Here is a 16,449-nt window from a genome sequence, read left to right as displayed (position 1 = left end):
AGGGGACCGAATGGAATTCGACAAATCAGATTGCATCGGAGCCAAGCATCCTTTGGAGATCGCCGCCTATCTGGAGGAAATCGGCGATCACGAAGCGGCTTCCCGTTTCCATCAGCTGGGGGCTCGAAGTCAGGCGATCAGCGTTCCCTTCTTCACCAACGACCAATGGGCTAACACTGGCGCGGCGATCGGGTTCATTCCCGAGAATGGATCTTCGGCGGGAGATAGACTGGACATCGTTCACGCAACGTCGATGGCGCCCGATGAAAGGCTCCAAGGCGCGAGTTTGAAAATCACCCTCGATCGGTTCTACGTTCACAACTATCCGGGGTCCGGCCGCCACGAGATACTGTGCGAATTTACGGGGAAGAACCAAGCTGGGAGCAAGTCGGAGGAGATGCGCTTTGCCTTGAAGACCATCGCCACTGACGGCAGCGCAGCCCCGTTGCTAAGCTTGCCCATCTTCGTCGGAGTGAACGTTGGCAACGACGGCCTGAGCTTCGAAGGGCGCACCATCAACGTTCGCAGCGGCGGAACCGACATGCTGGTGGAAGCGCTGGATAACTCTGCTTTCAAGGAAGGGCTATCGCTTCTGACCACCGCGCAGCCCGTGCTCGTGCCCTTCGTTCAGCTCGCCAAGGGCGTTGTTCGTGCGATCGAGAAGCAAGGCAACAACCGGCCTGTCTTTTCATTCGGTCTGGGCTTGGATTTCTCAAAAGCGGCCACTTCCGCCAAATTGCGGTTAGGCTCATATGTCGTTGTGCAGACAAATGAGGTCGGCTGGAATTGGAGCGATTTCGTCTTTAGCAGGCAGAGCGGAACTGTCGCTCCCAAGCTCAGCGGCGCTTCCCCCATCGCTCTCAATTACATGATCTTTGGGGTCACACGAGCCGGTCAAGCAGCGCCTTGAGCGTCCAGGGGGGAACATGATTCAATGCAGCAAAATCACCGAGTCGTGTGAGAAGCTGTGCTCGATCATGTCCTATGATGACTCTATTGACGGATTTGGCAAGACGGGTTTGAGCGTCCGAGAATCCGCATCTCTCCTCGGCAGGAAACCCAATTCCATCTCCAAGAGTCGTAAGCTTGACGAGGTGCTGGACTGTCTGGGGGGCATCGCCACGTTGCCGGCTGAGCTGCCTATCCTCGATGTTCACGTCAGCCCGGTTTTCGCACGAGTAGGCCTATCGGCTAAGAAGCCACGCGGCGCGGCAGCCTCGGCAAGTTCGGTGGCGACAAACAGATCGGCTGTAGTTAGGTGCATGGGAATTGCCCCCGATCTTACACGCACACGGACGCAGCCCAGTGCTCCTTGGCAGTACGCGAGCCTTACCAAAAAGCCATATGGCGCTGGCACTGCTGTTTATCACAGGCTTGTTCAGCTTAAGGTCGGTCGATCACTGCGTGATAGCCATGATGTAGACGCCGCAAGGATTCGTCGAATCATTGTCGATCGGACCCCGGTGGCGTTAACGGCTGGTCTGGTCCTTTGTCGACTCGCTCTTGCCAAGCCATTCCACAGCATGAAAGCCGCGGATGATCCTGCAGCCAGAGGATTGGCGTGATGCAGGGCGAACTGTTCGAGCCTCCGACAATGCTTCTCCGAGAAGCTGTGCTCGGTCGCAACGGCGTCGTTCCACTCATTGTCATTGGCTGCGGCCGAAAGAAGCGCCAAGAAGCCGCCCCCGCAGATCAGCTCTATACTTCGGACCGATTCAAAAGTTGCATCAATCTTGTTCGATCGCTCGGCGCGCCGTACGCAATTTTGTCGGGCAAACACGGGATCGTCGCGGGCGAGATGGTTATCGCTCCGTATGATCTCAATCTCCCCGATCTGCCTGAAGCCAATCAACGCGATTGGGCTGAGCAGGTGCTTGATGCGCTTGCTGCTCGTGCCGAAAGCAGGCAGGTGACGCTGCTTGCTGCTAACGAATACAGTATGCCGTTGCTGGAGCTGAACAGGGCCAGGGTCTCTCCGTTGGATATCGTCGCGCCCTGGTTGGGCCTTGAATACTCTGACCACGCCATTTGGCTAGCGGAAGCAAAACGAATGGCGGCAAGGATACAGGACCTGGATCGGCTCTATAATTGGATTGGTGAAGAGCGCATAGCGGACCGTGTGTTCTCGTTCAGGGAACTTTCGTCGAGATCCGTGCCAAAACGCGGGGTCTACATATTCCTGGACGGCGCCGAACGGAACTTCCGAGGCGCTGGTTTCCGAGTGGTGCGGATCGGTACCCACGCAGTTAGCGCTGGCTCGCAGGCTTCCCTGCGGGGTCGATTGCGCAATCACCTGGGACCTTCCAGTCAGATCGGCAACCATCGTGGCTCCATCTTCCGTCTGCACATTGGTAGAGCGATGCTGGAGGCCGGCCCCGGCCATGGCAGCCTTGCGACTTGGGGTGAGGGTCAGGACGCTCGCCCCGAGGTGAAGAGTTTGGAGATTGCGCATGAGCTTGCGGTCTCACGATATCTTCAGGATTTAGAGGTGGTTCTGCTTGAAGTTGATGACAAACCTAGCAAGGAAAGCTTGCGCGCTAAGGTTGAGATGCAGTTGATTGCGCTTTTTAGCGAATCGATGCGGATAATTGATTATCCCGGTCCTGACTGGCTTGGCCTCAAATCTCCTGTAGCACATATCCGCCAATCTGGATTATGGAACATCCGTGGGGTCGGGGGAAAATATGATCCAGCAGCAGCGGGCTCAGTCGCCTCGATATTTCGAGGTCTGAATAATGGTTAGTGACCTTCATGCCGCCATCGCGCGACAGCCGCGTCTCCCGCGATTTTTGTGCCACCTCTACCAAAGGCTGAGACTGCAACGGCTGAACCTGGTGACGGGAGCCGGAATTTCAATCGACGCCAAGGTGCCCGGGTGGCAGGATCTATTGAAAAGGCTTGCGGAGATTCAGGGCGGCCTCCCTGATGATTTAGCAGCACACGTTGCGGCGGGACTCCAACCTGAATATCTCGGACAGATCATCTATCATCGCTTCAGGGGGGCATGTCCTGTCACGGAGCCGGCAGAGCTTAGGTCCGCAACGGTCGAATATGAATGGGGCGACGCTATTCACAAGGCGATCTATGAGAAGGTCCCGCAAACAATCGCCGAGGTCATACAAACGCATCCCTATCTCGCACAGCTGCGTGATCTGTCTCGCAAAGTATCACTGGTAATAAATTTCAACTTCGACGATCTTCTGGCTGATGCGATAGGGGAGCAGGTAAAGCAAAGCGCTTTTGGCAGCGAGTCCGGTAACGCCCTAAGCGTCACTTGGCAACCGCCTCTTACCGATCGAGGGAATCTGACGACAGTTTATCACGTCAATGGAATATTGCCCCGTGTCAGCCTTAAGAAGCGCAGCCCCCAACTGATATTCACGGAAGATTCTTTCGCGGATGCTCGTGCACGTTCCCCCGGTGTCAGTTCCGAGTATCTGTTCCTTCGCTTTGTTCAAAACACAATGCTGTTGATTGGTCATTCGCTTGCCGATAGCTCACTCAAAAATTACCTACGCCTCAACCGGGATAAGAGCCCAGCTAACCATCACTATATGATATACTGGATTAAGGAAGAAGGGGTCCTATCAGAGGCGCGAAGACAGGACATATTCGAGGCCAATCTCGAGCTCTATAACTTGGTAACGATATTTCTCACGTCTGCTGAGATCAGAGATTTTCTCGATATTCTTAATCTTGATGAAAGAGGGTTCAGCGAAACCGTGGAAACGCTTGGAAAGGATCGGCGCTCTCGGTATCACTATTATATAGTGGGGCCTGTCGCCTCCGGGAAATCGACATTGCTCGAGCACTTGCGATGCTTTCAAACACACGAAGAATGGACACGGCCACCTCCTCGTGAAATGTATATGGCGTCAAGTAAGATCACTGAAGATCAGCAGAAAATCGTAGATCAATTCATATATTCGGAACTGAAGGAGAAGAATCGCCGTATGCATGCGGCGACGGCGGGGCTTCATTTTATGGATCGTGCCCCTTTGGATCTTTATGCCTTCTCTAAAGGCGATGACGAGAACAAGGTAAAGTCTCATGCATTGCGCGATCTAGTAACTCGCGATCAGCCTCTTCAGAAAGGAGAGATCATTTTTATCGAGGCGGACTCCAAGACGCTAGTGAAGCGAAATATGGCGCGAGGTCGCCCTCCGGAGGAGGCGGGCAAGCAACCCTATTTTGATGCACAGACTATGACCCTCAAAATGATCTACAATCCGTCGTTTGTCCTCTCAACCGATGAGAACAGTCCAGGTGACGTTGCTCGCAAGGTGGCTCGGCACGTTCTATTCGAGGAATATGAACCGACCGAGCTCAACACGATTATCGCCCGCTATGAATGATGCTCGAACGTCCATGCGTATCTATCTGGCAGCGCCACTGTTCAATGACATTGAGCGCAGCTTCAATGAGCGGCTGACAAGCCTTCTTGAGCCTATGGCGCACGTTTTTCTTCCTCAACGCGACGGAAAGCTCATGCGCGATCTAGTCGATGGAGGGATGCCATTGGAGGCTGCGAGGCAATTGGTGTTTGAGGCGGACATCAATGCGATTAGGAGGTGCAATTATATCGTTGCTGTACTGGACGGTCGCACGATTGATGAAGGCGTGGCATTTGAAATTGGCTACGGTCGGGCGCTCAACAAGGTGTGCCTTGGTCTCAAGACCGATGATCGCACATTGCTACCCTCCGGCGACAATCCCATGATTATTGCAGGATGCAAGAAGATTTTTGCTAACACCATCGAACTCGTTGCTTGGTTACGCGGGGGATTTCTCTCGGCACGCGACGCAGGTTGAAGGGGCGGCACGCTACCCGAGTCATGATGGCGGGGTGTTCGTCGATCCGCAAAGAGGCGCATCACGCTGCGGATTCGCTGGAGCGACAGGTCAGCTTTGACGGCGCCACCTGGATTGACCAGCCGCTCGTTGCCGACCGACCGGAGGCCTTGCGCAACTCCGGCTTTGGCGGTGAGGTACGGGAAGCGCAAGTCCGCCGGCGGCAGTGGCTGATCGCGCAAGGCCTCGCGCATGAAGAGCAGAATCGGTCCGTCTACCGCGCCAACATGCTTGCGATGTTGCCAGCGCGAGCTGAACCGTGTTGCCGGGCAGCTGTCGGAGGAACTTGGACTGCCTTGTGTCGAAGCCCGGTCTGGAGAACGAGTAGAGGGTACGCTACGCCGGTCCGTCGAGCTCGCCAGCGGAAAATATGCCGTCGTTGAAAAGTCGCGAATTCACGCTGGTACCATGGCGGCCGGTGCTCGAGCGGCACATCGGCAAGAAGGTGTCCGGGATCGTGAGCGGGGAGGGGATATCATGGACGATAGGTCGGCAGAGGAGCGGGCCCAGCGTGTAGTTCGCCCTCGTCACGAGCACAAGCCGCCGGCCCTGGGATCTAGATATCCGCGTCTGCTTAGGGGGCGGAGACATCGCCTAGCTGTTCAACGCGCTTGCCGTATTTGCGTATTTGCGCCTGTAAGCGGCAATGAAATCGTCATCGCTACAGATGCAGCGGCCGCTGGAATCCTTGGCCTTCGGATCGTGCAAGCGGGAGCCAAGTGGGCGCAGAAGATTCACCCGAGTGCTCGTCGTCGGGCCCACGGGAAAACCCGCGCTGTGTTTGACGAGCTCGGCGGCAAGCATAATCCCGGCAAGCGCTGACTGGAAGGCCATCGGAACCACGGTTCGAACGCGGCGACTTCCATCACTGAGCTGGAACACCAGACCGCCGCAGATAGCCTGCTGATAAAAGGAACGCAGGGGCTGGCCAACAAACGGGGCTAGCGGTTCAAACGGCACAGCCATCGCTGTAGCCACCCGAACTACAAAGTCGTTGGGAACTCCGGCATTGGTCTGCAGGAGCGTTTTCACCTGCTCGTGTGCTTCCGGTATTCCGAGTTCCTCGGCAATCAGCTGGTGCTCGTCCTTGGATTTCCCGGACGGCAGGTACATGCAACAAAGGCAAGCTTGGCCGTCATCGAACCCGTGCCGCGAGATGCCGAGGTCGTGCTCCTGCGTCCAGGCATTCGCGATCCATCGGGGCAGAGCACCTTGGACCGCCAGACGGTCGGCGGCGGTGTCAAGCGCCACACCCACTCGGTCGAAGACCCAGTCGCCGTGGCGCGCAACATATTCTGCCCACGTCAGCGGGTGCGCCTCGACCCCAATGGCCGTCGATCTAAGGGCGGTGGCTGCAAGAACCGCCTTGGACATGCCAATCTCCGCCTGGCCGGCCAATACGTAGCGCTGCAGGTTTGAGAGTTCGATTGCTTCGTGATCGATTACATGCAGACGACCCGTGAGACCGGGTTGTCTCGCTAGCGCCCAAAGCGAGCCATGGCCTATCGCACCGAGCCCAACGAGGTGCGTTTCGCCAAGGTCGACAGGTATGTCGATCGGGCCTGCCTCGCCGGCTTTGGTCTTGTCGTAGCTGTATAACGAGAGGTCGATGGTTTCGTCTAACTCGGCGCGGGTCAGCTGGGCGGCGAAGATGGTTCGAAAGACGTTGGCGGCGCCGAAGCAACTGGCGGCGCCAGCTCCATAGGGCAGCAAACTCGAGCCGGAGCCCACCGGGTCCGTACGCGACAGCTTTGCCGCCCAACCGTCCGATCCCATGAAAAAGGTCGGGCACCGGAGTGGTGGGCGCGTCACCCCTGCAACTACGCAGATGGTGGCAGACTTGCCGGAACGCCGGATGCCAACTTTTGGATTTATCGACTTTGCCAAGCGCTCCAGCGCTTGGGCTTGAAAGCTTGCCGCGCTGCCCAGCGGGAGTATCGCCAGAACTGGATAGAGCCTGGCGAGCAACCTCACCGCAAGATCTAGTGTCGCCTGGCCTTCGGCGCAGGAAGCGGCTTGATCGTCAAAGGCGACGGCCACGACCTGCTTTTCAAGAGCTGCTTTAAAGTCCTCCAGATGAAAATCGGCTAGGACCTGAGATGCCGCCGTGGCGGCGCGGTCGATGAAGTTAGCGAGTGCCATTGTTCAACTCGTTATTGTGATCATTCGCGACAGTGCCGCGGAAGGGAGCGCATTCCAGTTGGCTTTTCCGTCGAGCCGATAGGCGGCGACTCGAGCAAAATCGAAAGGCTCGCGGGCGAAATTCGGCACTACCAGCGACAGACACCCAACCGTGGTAGCAACCGCATAAGCATCGTCGGTCGTCGAATGGTAGGCTCGGCCCGGATGGCTATGGATCTGGGCCAAGAGTTTCAGGCCGCTATTGTAGAGCCAGACATTAAGCCGGTGCAGTTCCTCGGCCGGAACCATCACGCAAACACCATCGCCCGTCCGAATGTGACGCTGCGCCGGGAGCACGGTCTCTGTTACGGCAAAATGCTGGTCTTGCTGAACGCCGACCCAGAGCGCCATCCCCTCATTGCCTTCGCGACCAACCGAGCGCAGATGCGCATGCACAGTCGAGATGCAGTGGCGCGGGAGCGTCACGGTCGTTACATCCATCAAAACGCTCATTCCGGGATGGCGGATGGGGGTACTACCATCGCTCCCACTGAGATTTGGAACTGATACTGTATCTGCTCCACGGGGCCGGTCCCGTACTTGATGATCTTGTCCAGGATAAAGGCCAAACAGCCTTCGCCAGAACCCCGGTGGAGAAGCCATGAGTCACCTGAATGGGCTGGATTGTCGTGGTATTCCCGGACGCCTGCCATGCACAGGAATGGCGTATGTTCCGCACTGTTGGCCTGGAGGAAGTCCGCTAGCGACAGAGCTTTCTGCTGCATGAGGACCGAAATCATATCCGGTGGGGTTCCGGGTAGATGCGGTCGTCTGAGCATACTTAGCAGTAAATCCTTGCGGGCAACCGGCCGGCGGGTAAAGGGGTCGACGAAGACTACCGACGGAGGTCGGAGGTCGTAATTGGAGAAGTCGATCTCGACAGCTGCACCGATTATCTGTGGCCTTATCTTGGGCGGTGCGAAGATGAAGAAGGCAGTAGGGAATCTCGCCTCGATCAGGAAACAACCCTGAGCCCGGTAAGCGCCCGCTTGTGTTTGGAACCAGCCGATCTGCCGATCGAATTTCGCTCGCGAGACCGCAGGGTCCACAGTCTGGATTTCAGGCACCTGCTACACCCGCCTTCAGGCTGAGGAACAGGGTCACAATGTTCGCGAAACCGAAATCGCCAACTTTTTTGTCAACGTCGAGCAGGTTGCCGGCCTCATCCTTGAATTCCCAATTCTCGGCCGGCTGGGCGACGTTCTGCGTGTTCTCAAGGGCTTTGGCACGAACGACGTGAAGCGGCTGGTTGGGATTGGCTTCGACCTGCGTGGGCTGGCCGTTCACCACCACCGTGATCTCGATCTTGCCGCCGTGATCGCCCTTACCCGAATCCTTCGACATTTGTCCTACTCCTGTGGCTTGCCAACCGGCCCCAGGCGCTTGTGCCCACCTGCTAGTGAGACCGGCGATCTTCAATCGTCCACTCGGCGCCACGGGCCGCGAGTACGCAAAAGACAGGGGATAAGCTACCGAATCGGTGCTACCTTCTTTTATGCGTGACTTGAGCGGCAAGTAAACGGGCTGAAATTGCGCTTCACAACTATAATCGATTAGAGCAATACGAAAATATTGGCGATACACCTATTTCATGTGCTCTTTCACGCGCCTGCTCCACTGACAGCCCCCGTGCAAGTCCGCCTGCCGGTATGATTTCAGGTTCGATTGGGCGGGCGCTGTGACCGTTTGGCTGCGGCGGCTTCTAGCCGCTGCAATCTTGACGGAGGGTTTATCGAATAGGCAATCACGTGGAGCTTTAGAGCTGGTGATCCGAGCTCGGCCTATTCGAAAGGTGGCTCGGAAGCAGGTCGCCGTGACCAACTCCGGGTACCGGGATAGTCGCGACGAGAAGACGGGACTGTCCGGATTGACGTGAGTGGCTGCACCGAACCGTCGTCCGGGTGTGCCCGAAGAGTGATGTTATCCAGCTAACTTGTTGCGAGTGGAAGAGTAGAGTTAAGCAACTGATAATGCAAGATTATCGTTCGTTTTGTCGGCACGACAGGTGCAGCGCTTTTTGTCCATTTTTGTTGCTAAAAGCGCCGCCGTGATTCATCGTGCTTTCGATGATTCTGCGCCCCAAATCTCTCTCGCGCCACCCCGGCACGCTTCTTGGCGCGGCAGCCGTTACTCCACCGGTCCCCGTCCCGACTTGGCTGCGCCGGTCCGTCCCTGATGCGCAAGGCCTTGCGGGAAAAGATGTTGACGACGTCGCGTTCGCCGCCGGCGCCGCCATCGCCGCGCTCGATGCTGTGGTCCGCCGGCAGGAGCGGTGGGCCGGCGCTTGGCGGCAGCGGCTGGCGCTTTCGGCCGCTGCGGCAACGGCAAAGCAGGCCGGCCGCGTCGAGGATGAAAGCGCACTGCGCGATGCTGTGCTGCTTACGCGGCCTGGCGACGATGTCGGACCCGGCGGCCGTTTTATCCTCACCTGGCGTCGGCTGGCATCTCGGCCCGCGGAGGAGCAGCTGACGGAGAAAAGCCTTGTCGCGGTGCTGGATGACTTCGGTTTCGCGCGCGACGACGAGGCGGTCAGCGATCTGACGGACGATCTGCGACAGCTTGCCGCCAACACCGGGACGGTCGAAACGCTGGTCGGGGCCTTCGCGGCCGCGGAGCGTCACGGGTTCCGGCGCGTTCTCGGAGCCTGGCTTGCCGATGTCTGGCTCGCGCAGCGGCTAGGCTGGACGCATGCAATCCCTTTGCTGGGCGGCGAGGCGGCCTTAGCTGTGGGTATGGGCCGGGCGCGTCGACCAGTGGCTGCCGCTCTGGCCGCAGGTGTCGAAACGGAATCCGATTGGGCCAAAAGCCTGCTGGCCGCGCAGGCGCGCGCTGCGCTGCGCGCCATTGATCTTTCCGCCGAGCTCGAGCGCCGCGCGGACCGGCTGCTTGCAGTTGCGCCCAAACTCAGGGCCAAGGCGGCAGACATGGTCGTCGAAAGACTCCTGTCCGACGACGCGATCGTCGCATCCGAAAAAATCGCCGGCATGAGCGACCGCGGCCTGCGCCGGCTATTCGACCGGCTGGTCGAACTCGGTGCCGTGCGCGAGCTGTCGGGCCGCCCAACCTTTCGCATCTACGGGCTGTGACGACCATGGTGGAAGCGGTGCGCAGACGCGGAAAGGATCGGCCAGATGACCGTCGATCAGCTGACCAGCTGTTTGACCGCGAACTGGATCACCTGCCGCCGGAGGCGCGCTGGCGCGAATGGATGAACCGTGTCGAAGCGACCATCTTCGCCGCCAACGAACCGGTCGGCCGCGAGACGCTCGCGCGGATCGTCGGAAAAAACTGCAGCATCGATCTGCTGATCGACGACATCCGCGAGGAGCTGCGCGGTCGACCCTATGATCTGGTCTCGGTCGCCGGAGGCTGGAAGCATCTCACCCGCCCGGCCTATGCCGATGCCATCCGCTGTGCAGTCGGCGGTAACGAACGCGCGGCAGACCTCACGCAATCTGAAGTGCTGGTGCTGATGTGCATCGGCTACTTCCAGCCGATCACCCGCGCCGAACTGTCGTCTTTCTTCGGCAAGGAGATCAGTCGCGATTTTATTGGTCATCTGCGCGGTGCCGGCCTGATCGCTTCCGGTCCGCGCAGCCCAACACCGGGCGCGCCCTACACCTATGTGACGACAAAAGAATTCCTGCTTGAGTTCGGGCTCGACACGCTGCGCGACCTGCCGGATTTCGAAGCGCTCGAAGATGCAGGGCTGTTATCCAAGGCGAAGCTGCTGGCCGGTGACATTTCACCAGTTTTCACGGATGACGATGCCGGCAGCGAATAGGGTGAGGGCAAACGAATGGGGAAGATGAAAGAGCTGCAGATCGAGACCCACAACCTCGCACGAGATTGGGAAGCGCTGTTAATTAGAATCCTCGCGCAAGAGAAGGTCGGGCGGGCCGCTGGAACGAGGCCGGACGAAGAGCCTGCAGACGAAGACGAATGGGCGATGTATCGCTCGCTTCCAGACCTGACGTTTACGCCGAACGCCGCCAACACAACATTGGCGGTAGAATTCAAAATGTTCCGCTGGCAAACGGATTGGCGGCGCCGCGTTAGGGATGCGATCGCGCATACCCACGAAGTCATCAAGACCAATGGCCTCGACGGTGGAATAGTCATCGTTTCGCTAGACCTCCCGGAGGAGATCCTCGCTGAACTCAAGTCGCCGGCGGCGCCTGACGTTGAAATCTGGGGACTGGCAAAATTGAGATCGTTGGCCGCGTACGATGACGAGCTTGCAAACGAACTTGAAGAGCTCGTGTCTGAGACAGTGCTCGATGGCGATTCCGGTACCCGCACAACGCCCGAAACAGAATCGCTGACGGGCACGAAGATTGCCGCGCGCCTTCGGCAAGTGCCGCCTGGCAAGGAAGGTTGGACCGAATTCGAGAAATATTGTGAGCAGGCAATCCGGTTCCTGTTTGCAGCTGAGCTCTCCAATCTCAAAGCCCAACAGCGTACCGACGATCAATTGAACCGCATGGATCTGATCGGCCGGATCAAATCGGATCGCGGTTCATTCTGGTCGATGATCGCTACGGATTTTTCTTCCCGGTACGTTGTCTTCGATGCAAAAAACTATCGCGATCCGATCGGTCAGCGCGAAGTCGAGATCACCGAAAAGTACCTTTTCGACAAGGGTCTCAGGACCGTCGCCATCGTCGTGGCACGATCGGGTGCCAACGCAAGCGCACGTAAGTCTGCGGAGGCGCTCCTGCGTGAATATGGGAAACTCATTCTCGTCATCGATCTCGAGGATCTTTGTCGAATGCTCACAGGGGCCGATGCCGGTGATCCCCCTGAGAATTTGCTCTTCGAGCGAATGGACGAAATGCTCATGACGATGGGCCGCTAGTCGGCTCGGATCGATCGGATCAAATGATCGGTGCTTGCGCTTGCGGCTTACTAGGACTTGCTACTGGAGGCGGGCGTGATCAAGGCGAAAGTCGACACCAAACAGATCGGTGTTGGAACCGTCGAGTTCTGGGAGAAGGTCAACAACTTCGATAGGGCCGCTATTGAAGCCCAGGCGAAGGAGTGCAAAGGCCTCTAGGCGCGGCTTCACACCTGATACCCGGGCAGGCGTTTACCCCCTACCTGGGTTGAACGTCGGGAGCGAGTGTCAAACCAGCAGATCAAGAAATACCAAGCGACTTATCTTATCTCATCTTGATTGTTGGGACTTTCCAATGAAGTATTGGCCGCATGGTCGATTGTTGAGGGGAGGCCGTTTTGCTGCGTCGTATCGGAGTGGCGGTTTCCGTCGTCTTTTCCGCTGCGGGCGCTGCCAATGCCTGGGGTGCAACGGGGCACTCCGTCGTTACCGAGATCGCCCAAAGACGCCTGAATGCAGAAACCTCGAAAGGTGTGGCGGAATTGCTCGGGCCTGGAGCGTCGCTCGCGTCGATCGCCAGCTGGGCGGATGATGAGCGCGTCCGGGACAAAACCACCATCCGATGGCACTTCGTCAGCATTCCCGGCACAGCCATCGCGTACGAGGCTTCCCGGGATTGTGTTCTTGATCCAGCCCTCGGCGATTGTCTCATCGCCGCGATAGAGCGGCAGCTCGCGGCCGTTGCGTGCTCGACGCAACCGCTGGAGTCGCGCCAGCGTGCTCTCAAATTTCTCTTGCATTTCGTTGGCGACCTGCATCAGCCTCTCCACACCATCGATGGCCAGGGAGGAGGCAACGGGATTGTCGCGACGCTCGTTACTCAGGAGGCCGTCAACGGCAATCTGCCCTACAATTCCAACCTGCACTCCGCGTGGGACGCACGCCTCATCGACAAGACCACCCGGTCTTGGGGGAGCTCTGTGGAGCGGCTTGAGTCGGGTTGGCTGGAGACCGCAGTCGTATCGGCAGTCACCGCCGGCACGACAATCGACTGGGCCAACGAAAGCCATCTGCTTTCAGTGGCGGCACTCAAAGCCGTTCCTTCGAACATCGTGCTCGACGACGCTTACAGGCGATCGAACCTGCCTGTACTCGACGGGCAGCTTGGCCGCGCTGGCCTGCGGCTGGGCAACTTGCTCAACCTGGCTTTCGCGACGGGCCAGTGCACGGCGGATCAGCCCAATTAGCGAGAGGCGCGGGCAAGCTCGCGTACTGGTCTAGTGATGAAACGGGTGTAGGAGTGGCTAGAAGGGCTATGCCAAGCGGTCGCGGTTCCGAGAAGGGCGTTCTGTCACCGGCTGAGGCGCGCGACGTCTACTCAGCGCGTCGATTTCTGGATGGCGGCACGCAAAGGACGCTCGGACTGAAGGCGCGCTTTGACACGTACTTCAAGGATCCGCTGGTAGCAAAGCAAAACCCGGGTTTGGAAATCGACAGCGAGTTCTATGTGCCCTGGGAGCCGCGCATCGGCGACGGACCGACCAGTGCCCGGTTTGCGATCGTCGACTACGACAGCACCGCCAACAAGCTTGAGGACCCGGCGGTCTGGAACCCGCGCCAAAAGGCCTTCTTCACGCCGGACGGCCGTAGGGTAGACAAGTCCGTCAGGGAAACGACGCACTTTCGTCAGGTGAGCACCTGGGCCATCCTTCAGAACACGCTCGACTTCTTCGAGAGTCCGAGTGGGCTTGGGCGACGGATCTCCTGGGCATTTGAGGGCAATCGCCTGCTCGTCACACCGAACGCTGGTTACGGTGCGAACGCTTATTATGACCGTGAGAGCAAGTCCCTCCAGTTCTATTACTTCGACGACGAGGCCGGTCAGCGCATTCATACCTGCCTGTCGAGCGACATCGTCAACCACGAATTTGGTCACGCTCTGCTGGATGGCATACGGCCATACTACCTAGAGGCTGTTTCGCCCCAGACCGGTGCCTTCCACGAGTTTCTGGGCGACCTCACCGCGATCTTGATGACCCTTCGCAACAATTCATTCCGAAGGGAGCTGGCTACCAAGACGCAGGGCGATCTCAGGTCCAAGTCGGGCAGCGATCTGCTTGCCGCCGTAGCGGCAGAGTTCGGTGAGGCGGTGTCTGGACAGCCGTATCTTCGCAGCGCCGCCAACGAACACACGCTCGGCGAATACAAGGACGTGGTCGAACCGCATGCTCTGTCGGAAGTCATGACGGCGGCGATGTTCGACATCTTCGTCGCGTTGACCGAGCAATATCTCAAACGAGAACGCACCGACGGCAAGACGCACAGCCCAGCCCAATCGCTAAGTTTCGCCGTCGCTCGCATGCAGGTCATCGCCATCCAGGCTTTGGACTTCCTGCCTCCCGTCGAGGTGACGTTCAACGACTACGCACGCGCAGTTCTGCGCAATCTCGCAATTGCTGACCCGATTGATCAAAACGAGTATCGGGACATGATCGCCAGCGTCTTCGTCCGCCGAGAAATCCTGACTGAGACGGAAGCCGCCGCGCTCCTCGCACGTGGGCCTCTCTATGAGCGGATGCCGGGAACGATCGCGCACGACGCCGAACGCGTCGGCAGTTCGCGCGCCGAGGCATATCGATATCTCGACGACAATCGCGACAAGCTCTTCATCCCAGACCATGTCGACATCATTGTGGACGAGGTCTTCACGGCCCAGAAGATGGTGGGCATGGGCGTGTTCCAACCCAAGCAGATCATTCTTCAGTATCTCTGGCGCGAGGAACTCGTTCTCAAAGGGCGGGAGTTCGGCCGATTCAACGGGAAGACGACGAGTCTCCTGTGTGGCGGGACTCTTGTTTTCGATGTAAATGGAAGTCTCCTGTATTGGACGCGGAAGCCGGGAAGCGAACCGTCGGCAACGGCGGCGGCAGCGATACGAAAGCGGAAAAGACGCAAGGACCTTTTTGGGACGGAAGTCGCCGCACTCGACGAAATGGAGGCCGGCGAGCGGCGGCGGTTGGAATACCTAAATGTTCTGACGCGCCGTGTCGGCGAAGGCATGGTCGGCGAGGAACTGGCCGGTCCGGAAGGCTTGGTCGGCGGGCTGACACCGCCTCTGATCGCGCGAGAAGTCGATGGATCGGTCCGATTCGAGCTATCACCCCACTTTCATATTCACGATGACCATGAAACCGAGTTTGGAGCGCTGAGATGGCAAACGAGCTCCTGATCCGGGTCTACGATGTTGGCTTGGGCGATTGCATCTATGTTCGGATACCGGGCAAGAGTGCAAAAGTTGAAGACGCCTTCCATCTGCTGATCGATTGCGGAACTTGGAGTGAAGGAAAGCTACTTGCGGCCGCCATCAAGCAGCTGGAAAGTGAGTTACCGACGATCGACGGTGGCAAGAAGCGGCTCGACCTCGTCGTTGTGACGCACGAACACAAAGATCATATTGCGGGCTTCGATCCGGCACTGTTCGAGAACATCCAGGTGGGCGCAGTCTGGATGAACTGCGCGATGAATCCGAAGCACCCGCAGGCTGGAAAGACCCGCAAAATACGGGGTGTGGCTGAGAAAGCCATGCGCCGTGTCGCGGCCTCAGGACTGAAGCTCAGTCCGCGCATGGACGAGCTGCTGTCGGTTTTTCAGATCGACAATAAGGGTGCGATGAACACCCTGCGAAAGACGCTGCTGAAGGGGCGAGACCCAACCTACGTCAGCGCGGGAGACACGAACGAGACATACGGCCTCGCACTGCATAATGCCAAGATACACGTTATGGCCCCGGAGGCGGACTTCGATCGCTTTTACCTCGGGGCGCCAGCGCAGCGTGCATTGAAGGGAATGCTTGGCCCGGCTGCCTTCGACGCGGAAGGGGAGCCCATCTCCACTGCAAAATCGGAAAAGGCCGACAAGCTGCCCATGCCCAGGAACGTCGGCCCGGCATCATTCCGGGCGCTTCGGGCGCGGATGCAGTCGCAGGCCCTCGCATTCGCGGAATTGGACGGAACGCTCAAGAACAACTCCAGCGTCGTCCTCCTGATTGAATGGAAGAAGAAGCGCTTGCTGTTCGTCGGCGATGCCGAATGGCACGGCGCCTTCAAGGAAGGCAAGATGAACGGCTCGTGGAACGTTATGTGGCGGCGTCCGGATAAGCTCCTGAACAAGCCCGTCGATTTCCTGAAGATCGGTCATCACGGAAGTGAAAACAGCACACCGTGGGATATGGGAACAGGAAAGGCATCGGAGGCGGTGTCCATCCTTGATACGATCCTCCCGCTACCCCAACCGGGTGAGCAAGCGACCGCGAAAGCCGTCGTTTCCACGGAGCGCGGCAAGTACCGGACGATCCCGCGCGGCCTTCTCATGACCGAAATCGCACGCCGCGTCGAAGGTGCGAGGATTTATGCGTCCGACCTGAAGGGGTTTAAACCCAAGGATCCGGCGGACTTCGACGCATATGAGCGCGAATGGCTCGGCCTGGCCCAACCTCTCAGAACCGATTTCGAACGCATTCGAGAATCCAAAGGTTTCGTGGATGTGATTTTCACCTGACGTCGACGTGCTTCACAGTGCCC

Annotated in this window: 15 protein-coding genes and 1 pseudogene; 12 read left to right on the top strand and 4 right to left on the bottom strand. The window is 58.3% G+C overall.

The genetic code is table 11. The annotated features are described in order from the left end of the window. Positions 1–10: 10 nt before the first annotated feature. The 5 genes and pseudogenes from JN302_RS32990 (at position 11) to JN302_RS40065 (ending at position 5,368) form a co-directional block, all read left to right on the top strand. Complete coding sequence (locus tag JN302_RS32990; protein WP_202330430.1) at positions 11–910, top strand: hypothetical protein; 900 nt, start codon at positions 11–13, stop codon at positions 908–910. Positions 911–1,564: 654 nt separating this feature from the next. Further along, complete coding sequence (locus tag JN302_RS32985) at positions 1,565–2,743, top strand: DUF6884 domain-containing protein (protein WP_202324014.1); 1,179 nt, start codon at positions 1,565–1,567, stop codon at positions 2,741–2,743. Then, positions 2,736–4,355 (top strand): SIR2 family protein, encoded by a 1,620-nt coding sequence (locus JN302_RS32980; RefSeq protein WP_202330429.1) that lies wholly within the window; start codon positions 2,736–2,738, stop codon positions 4,353–4,355. Before JN302_RS32985 ends, JN302_RS32980 begins: the two co-directional genes overlap by 8 nt. A 13-nt stretch (positions 4,356–4,368) precedes the next feature. Further along, on the top strand, positions 4,369–4,812 hold the full coding sequence (locus JN302_RS32975) for a nucleoside 2-deoxyribosyltransferase (RefSeq protein WP_202324009.1): 444 nt from the start codon (positions 4,369–4,371) through the stop codon (positions 4,810–4,812). A gap of 23 nt (positions 4,813–4,835) precedes the next feature. Beyond that, positions 4,836–5,368: pseudogene (locus tag JN302_RS40065) on the top strand (DUF3363 domain-containing protein). A gap of 77 nt (positions 5,369–5,445) precedes the next feature. On the opposite strand, the gene JN302_RS32965 reads toward JN302_RS40065, so the two are convergent. Genes JN302_RS32965 through JN302_RS32950 form a run of 4 tightly spaced genes read right to left on the bottom strand, consistent with a single transcriptional unit; the run spans position 5,446 to position 8,376 of the window. Beyond that, entirely contained in the window at positions 5,446–6,993 is a 1,548-nt protein-coding gene (locus JN302_RS32965) for an E2 ligase fold family C protein (RefSeq protein WP_202330428.1), read from the bottom strand. A 3-nt stretch (positions 6,994–6,996) separates the two neighbouring features. Further along, positions 6,997–7,473: a Mov34/MPN/PAD-1 family protein gene (locus tag JN302_RS32960; RefSeq protein ID WP_244420607.1), complete on the bottom strand. Its 477-nt coding sequence runs from the start codon at positions 7,471–7,473 to the stop codon at positions 6,997–6,999. 8 nt (positions 7,474–7,481) lie between these two features. Beyond that, positions 7,482–8,099, bottom strand: coding sequence for a putative metal-binding protein (locus tag JN302_RS32955; protein WP_010913845.1), 618 nt, complete (start codon positions 8,097–8,099; stop codon positions 7,482–7,484). Continuing rightward, positions 8,092–8,376 (bottom strand): DUF2604 domain-containing protein, encoded by a 285-nt coding sequence (locus JN302_RS32950; RefSeq protein ID WP_044549170.1) that lies wholly within the window; start codon positions 8,374–8,376, stop codon positions 8,092–8,094. The genes JN302_RS32955 and JN302_RS32950 overlap by 8 nt, the downstream gene beginning before the upstream one ends. 722 nt (positions 8,377–9,098) lie before the next feature. Here JN302_RS32950 and JN302_RS32945 point away from each other — a divergent pair. From JN302_RS32945 to JN302_RS32920, 7 genes are all read left to right on the top strand, one after another. Then, positions 9,099–10,118 carry a DUF1403 family protein gene (locus JN302_RS32945; protein ID WP_202334531.1) on the top strand — a complete coding sequence of 340 codons (1,020 nt, stop codon included), beginning with the start codon at positions 9,099–9,101 and terminating at the stop codon, positions 10,116–10,118. Between the two features lie 5 nt (positions 10,119–10,123). Further along, a complete protein-coding gene (scpB, locus tag JN302_RS32940; RefSeq protein WP_202330427.1) occupies positions 10,124–10,816 on the top strand; it encodes an SMC-Scp complex subunit ScpB in 693 nt (230 codons plus the stop codon). A gap of 24 nt (positions 10,817–10,840) precedes the next feature. Continuing rightward, on the top strand, positions 10,841–11,890 hold the full coding sequence (locus JN302_RS32935) for a restriction endonuclease (RefSeq protein ID WP_202330426.1): 1,050 nt from the start codon (positions 10,841–10,843) through the stop codon (positions 11,888–11,890). A 75-nt stretch (positions 11,891–11,965) separates the two neighbouring features. Next, positions 11,966–12,088 carry a hypothetical protein gene (locus tag JN302_RS39695; RefSeq protein ID WP_274609241.1) on the top strand — a complete coding sequence of 41 codons (123 nt, stop codon included), beginning with the start codon at positions 11,966–11,968 and terminating at the stop codon, positions 12,086–12,088. Positions 12,089–12,267: 179 nt separating this feature from the next. Next, on the top strand, positions 12,268–13,116 hold the full coding sequence (locus JN302_RS32930; RefSeq protein WP_202330425.1) for a S1/P1 nuclease: 849 nt from the start codon (positions 12,268–12,270) through the stop codon (positions 13,114–13,116). Positions 13,117–13,184: 68 nt separating this feature from the next. Next, positions 13,185–15,098 carry a serine protease gene (locus JN302_RS32925; RefSeq protein WP_202330424.1) on the top strand — a complete coding sequence of 638 codons (1,914 nt, stop codon included), beginning with the start codon at positions 13,185–13,187 and terminating at the stop codon, positions 15,096–15,098. Beyond that, positions 15,080–16,426 (top strand): ComEC/Rec2 family competence protein, encoded by a 1,347-nt coding sequence (locus tag JN302_RS32920; RefSeq protein ID WP_202330423.1) that lies wholly within the window; start codon positions 15,080–15,082, stop codon positions 16,424–16,426. The genes JN302_RS32925 and JN302_RS32920 overlap by 19 nt, the downstream gene beginning before the upstream one ends. Positions 16,427–16,449: the final 23 nt, after the last annotated feature.

It is taken from the genome of Mesorhizobium sp. L-8-3, from assembly GCF_016756615.1.
GTDB lineage: Bacteria > Pseudomonadota > Alphaproteobacteria > Rhizobiales > Rhizobiaceae.
Note: the sequence above shows the minus strand (reverse complement) of the source record. Positions and strands in the feature narration are given on the sequence as shown.

Coding starts and splice junctions, on each gene's coding strand:
- JN302_RS32990 (WP_202330430.1), top strand. CDS start 11: ATGGAATTCGACAAATCAGATTGCATCGGAGCCAAGCATCCTTTGGAG.
- JN302_RS32985 (WP_202324014.1), top strand. CDS start 1,565: ATGCAGGGCGAACTGTTCGAGCCTCCGACAATGCTTCTCCGAGAAGCT.
- JN302_RS32980 (WP_202330429.1), top strand. CDS start 2,736: ATGGTTAGTGACCTTCATGCCGCCATCGCGCGACAGCCGCGTCTCCCG.
- JN302_RS32975 (WP_202324009.1), top strand. CDS start 4,369: ATGCGTATCTATCTGGCAGCGCCACTGTTCAATGACATTGAGCGCAGC.
- JN302_RS32965 (WP_202330428.1), bottom strand. CDS start 6,993: ATGGCACTCGCTAACTTCATCGACCGCGCCGCCACGGCGGCATCTCAG.
- JN302_RS32960 (WP_244420607.1), bottom strand. CDS start 7,473: ATGGATGTAACGACCGTGACGCTCCCGCGCCACTGCATCTCGACTGTG.
- JN302_RS32950 (WP_044549170.1), bottom strand. CDS start 8,376: ATGTCGAAGGATTCGGGTAAGGGCGATCACGGCGGCAAGATCGAGATC.
- JN302_RS32945 (WP_202334531.1), top strand. CDS start 9,099: ATGATTCTGCGCCCCAAATCTCTCTCGCGCCACCCCGGCACGCTTCTT.
- scpB (WP_202330427.1), top strand. CDS start 10,124: ATGGTGGAAGCGGTGCGCAGACGCGGAAAGGATCGGCCAGATGACCGT.
- JN302_RS32935 (WP_202330426.1), top strand. CDS start 10,841: ATGAAAGAGCTGCAGATCGAGACCCACAACCTCGCACGAGATTGGGAA.
- JN302_RS32925 (WP_202330424.1), top strand. CDS start 13,185: ATGCCAAGCGGTCGCGGTTCCGAGAAGGGCGTTCTGTCACCGGCTGAG.
- JN302_RS32920 (WP_202330423.1), top strand. CDS start 15,080: ATGGCAAACGAGCTCCTGATCCGGGTCTACGATGTTGGCTTGGGCGAT.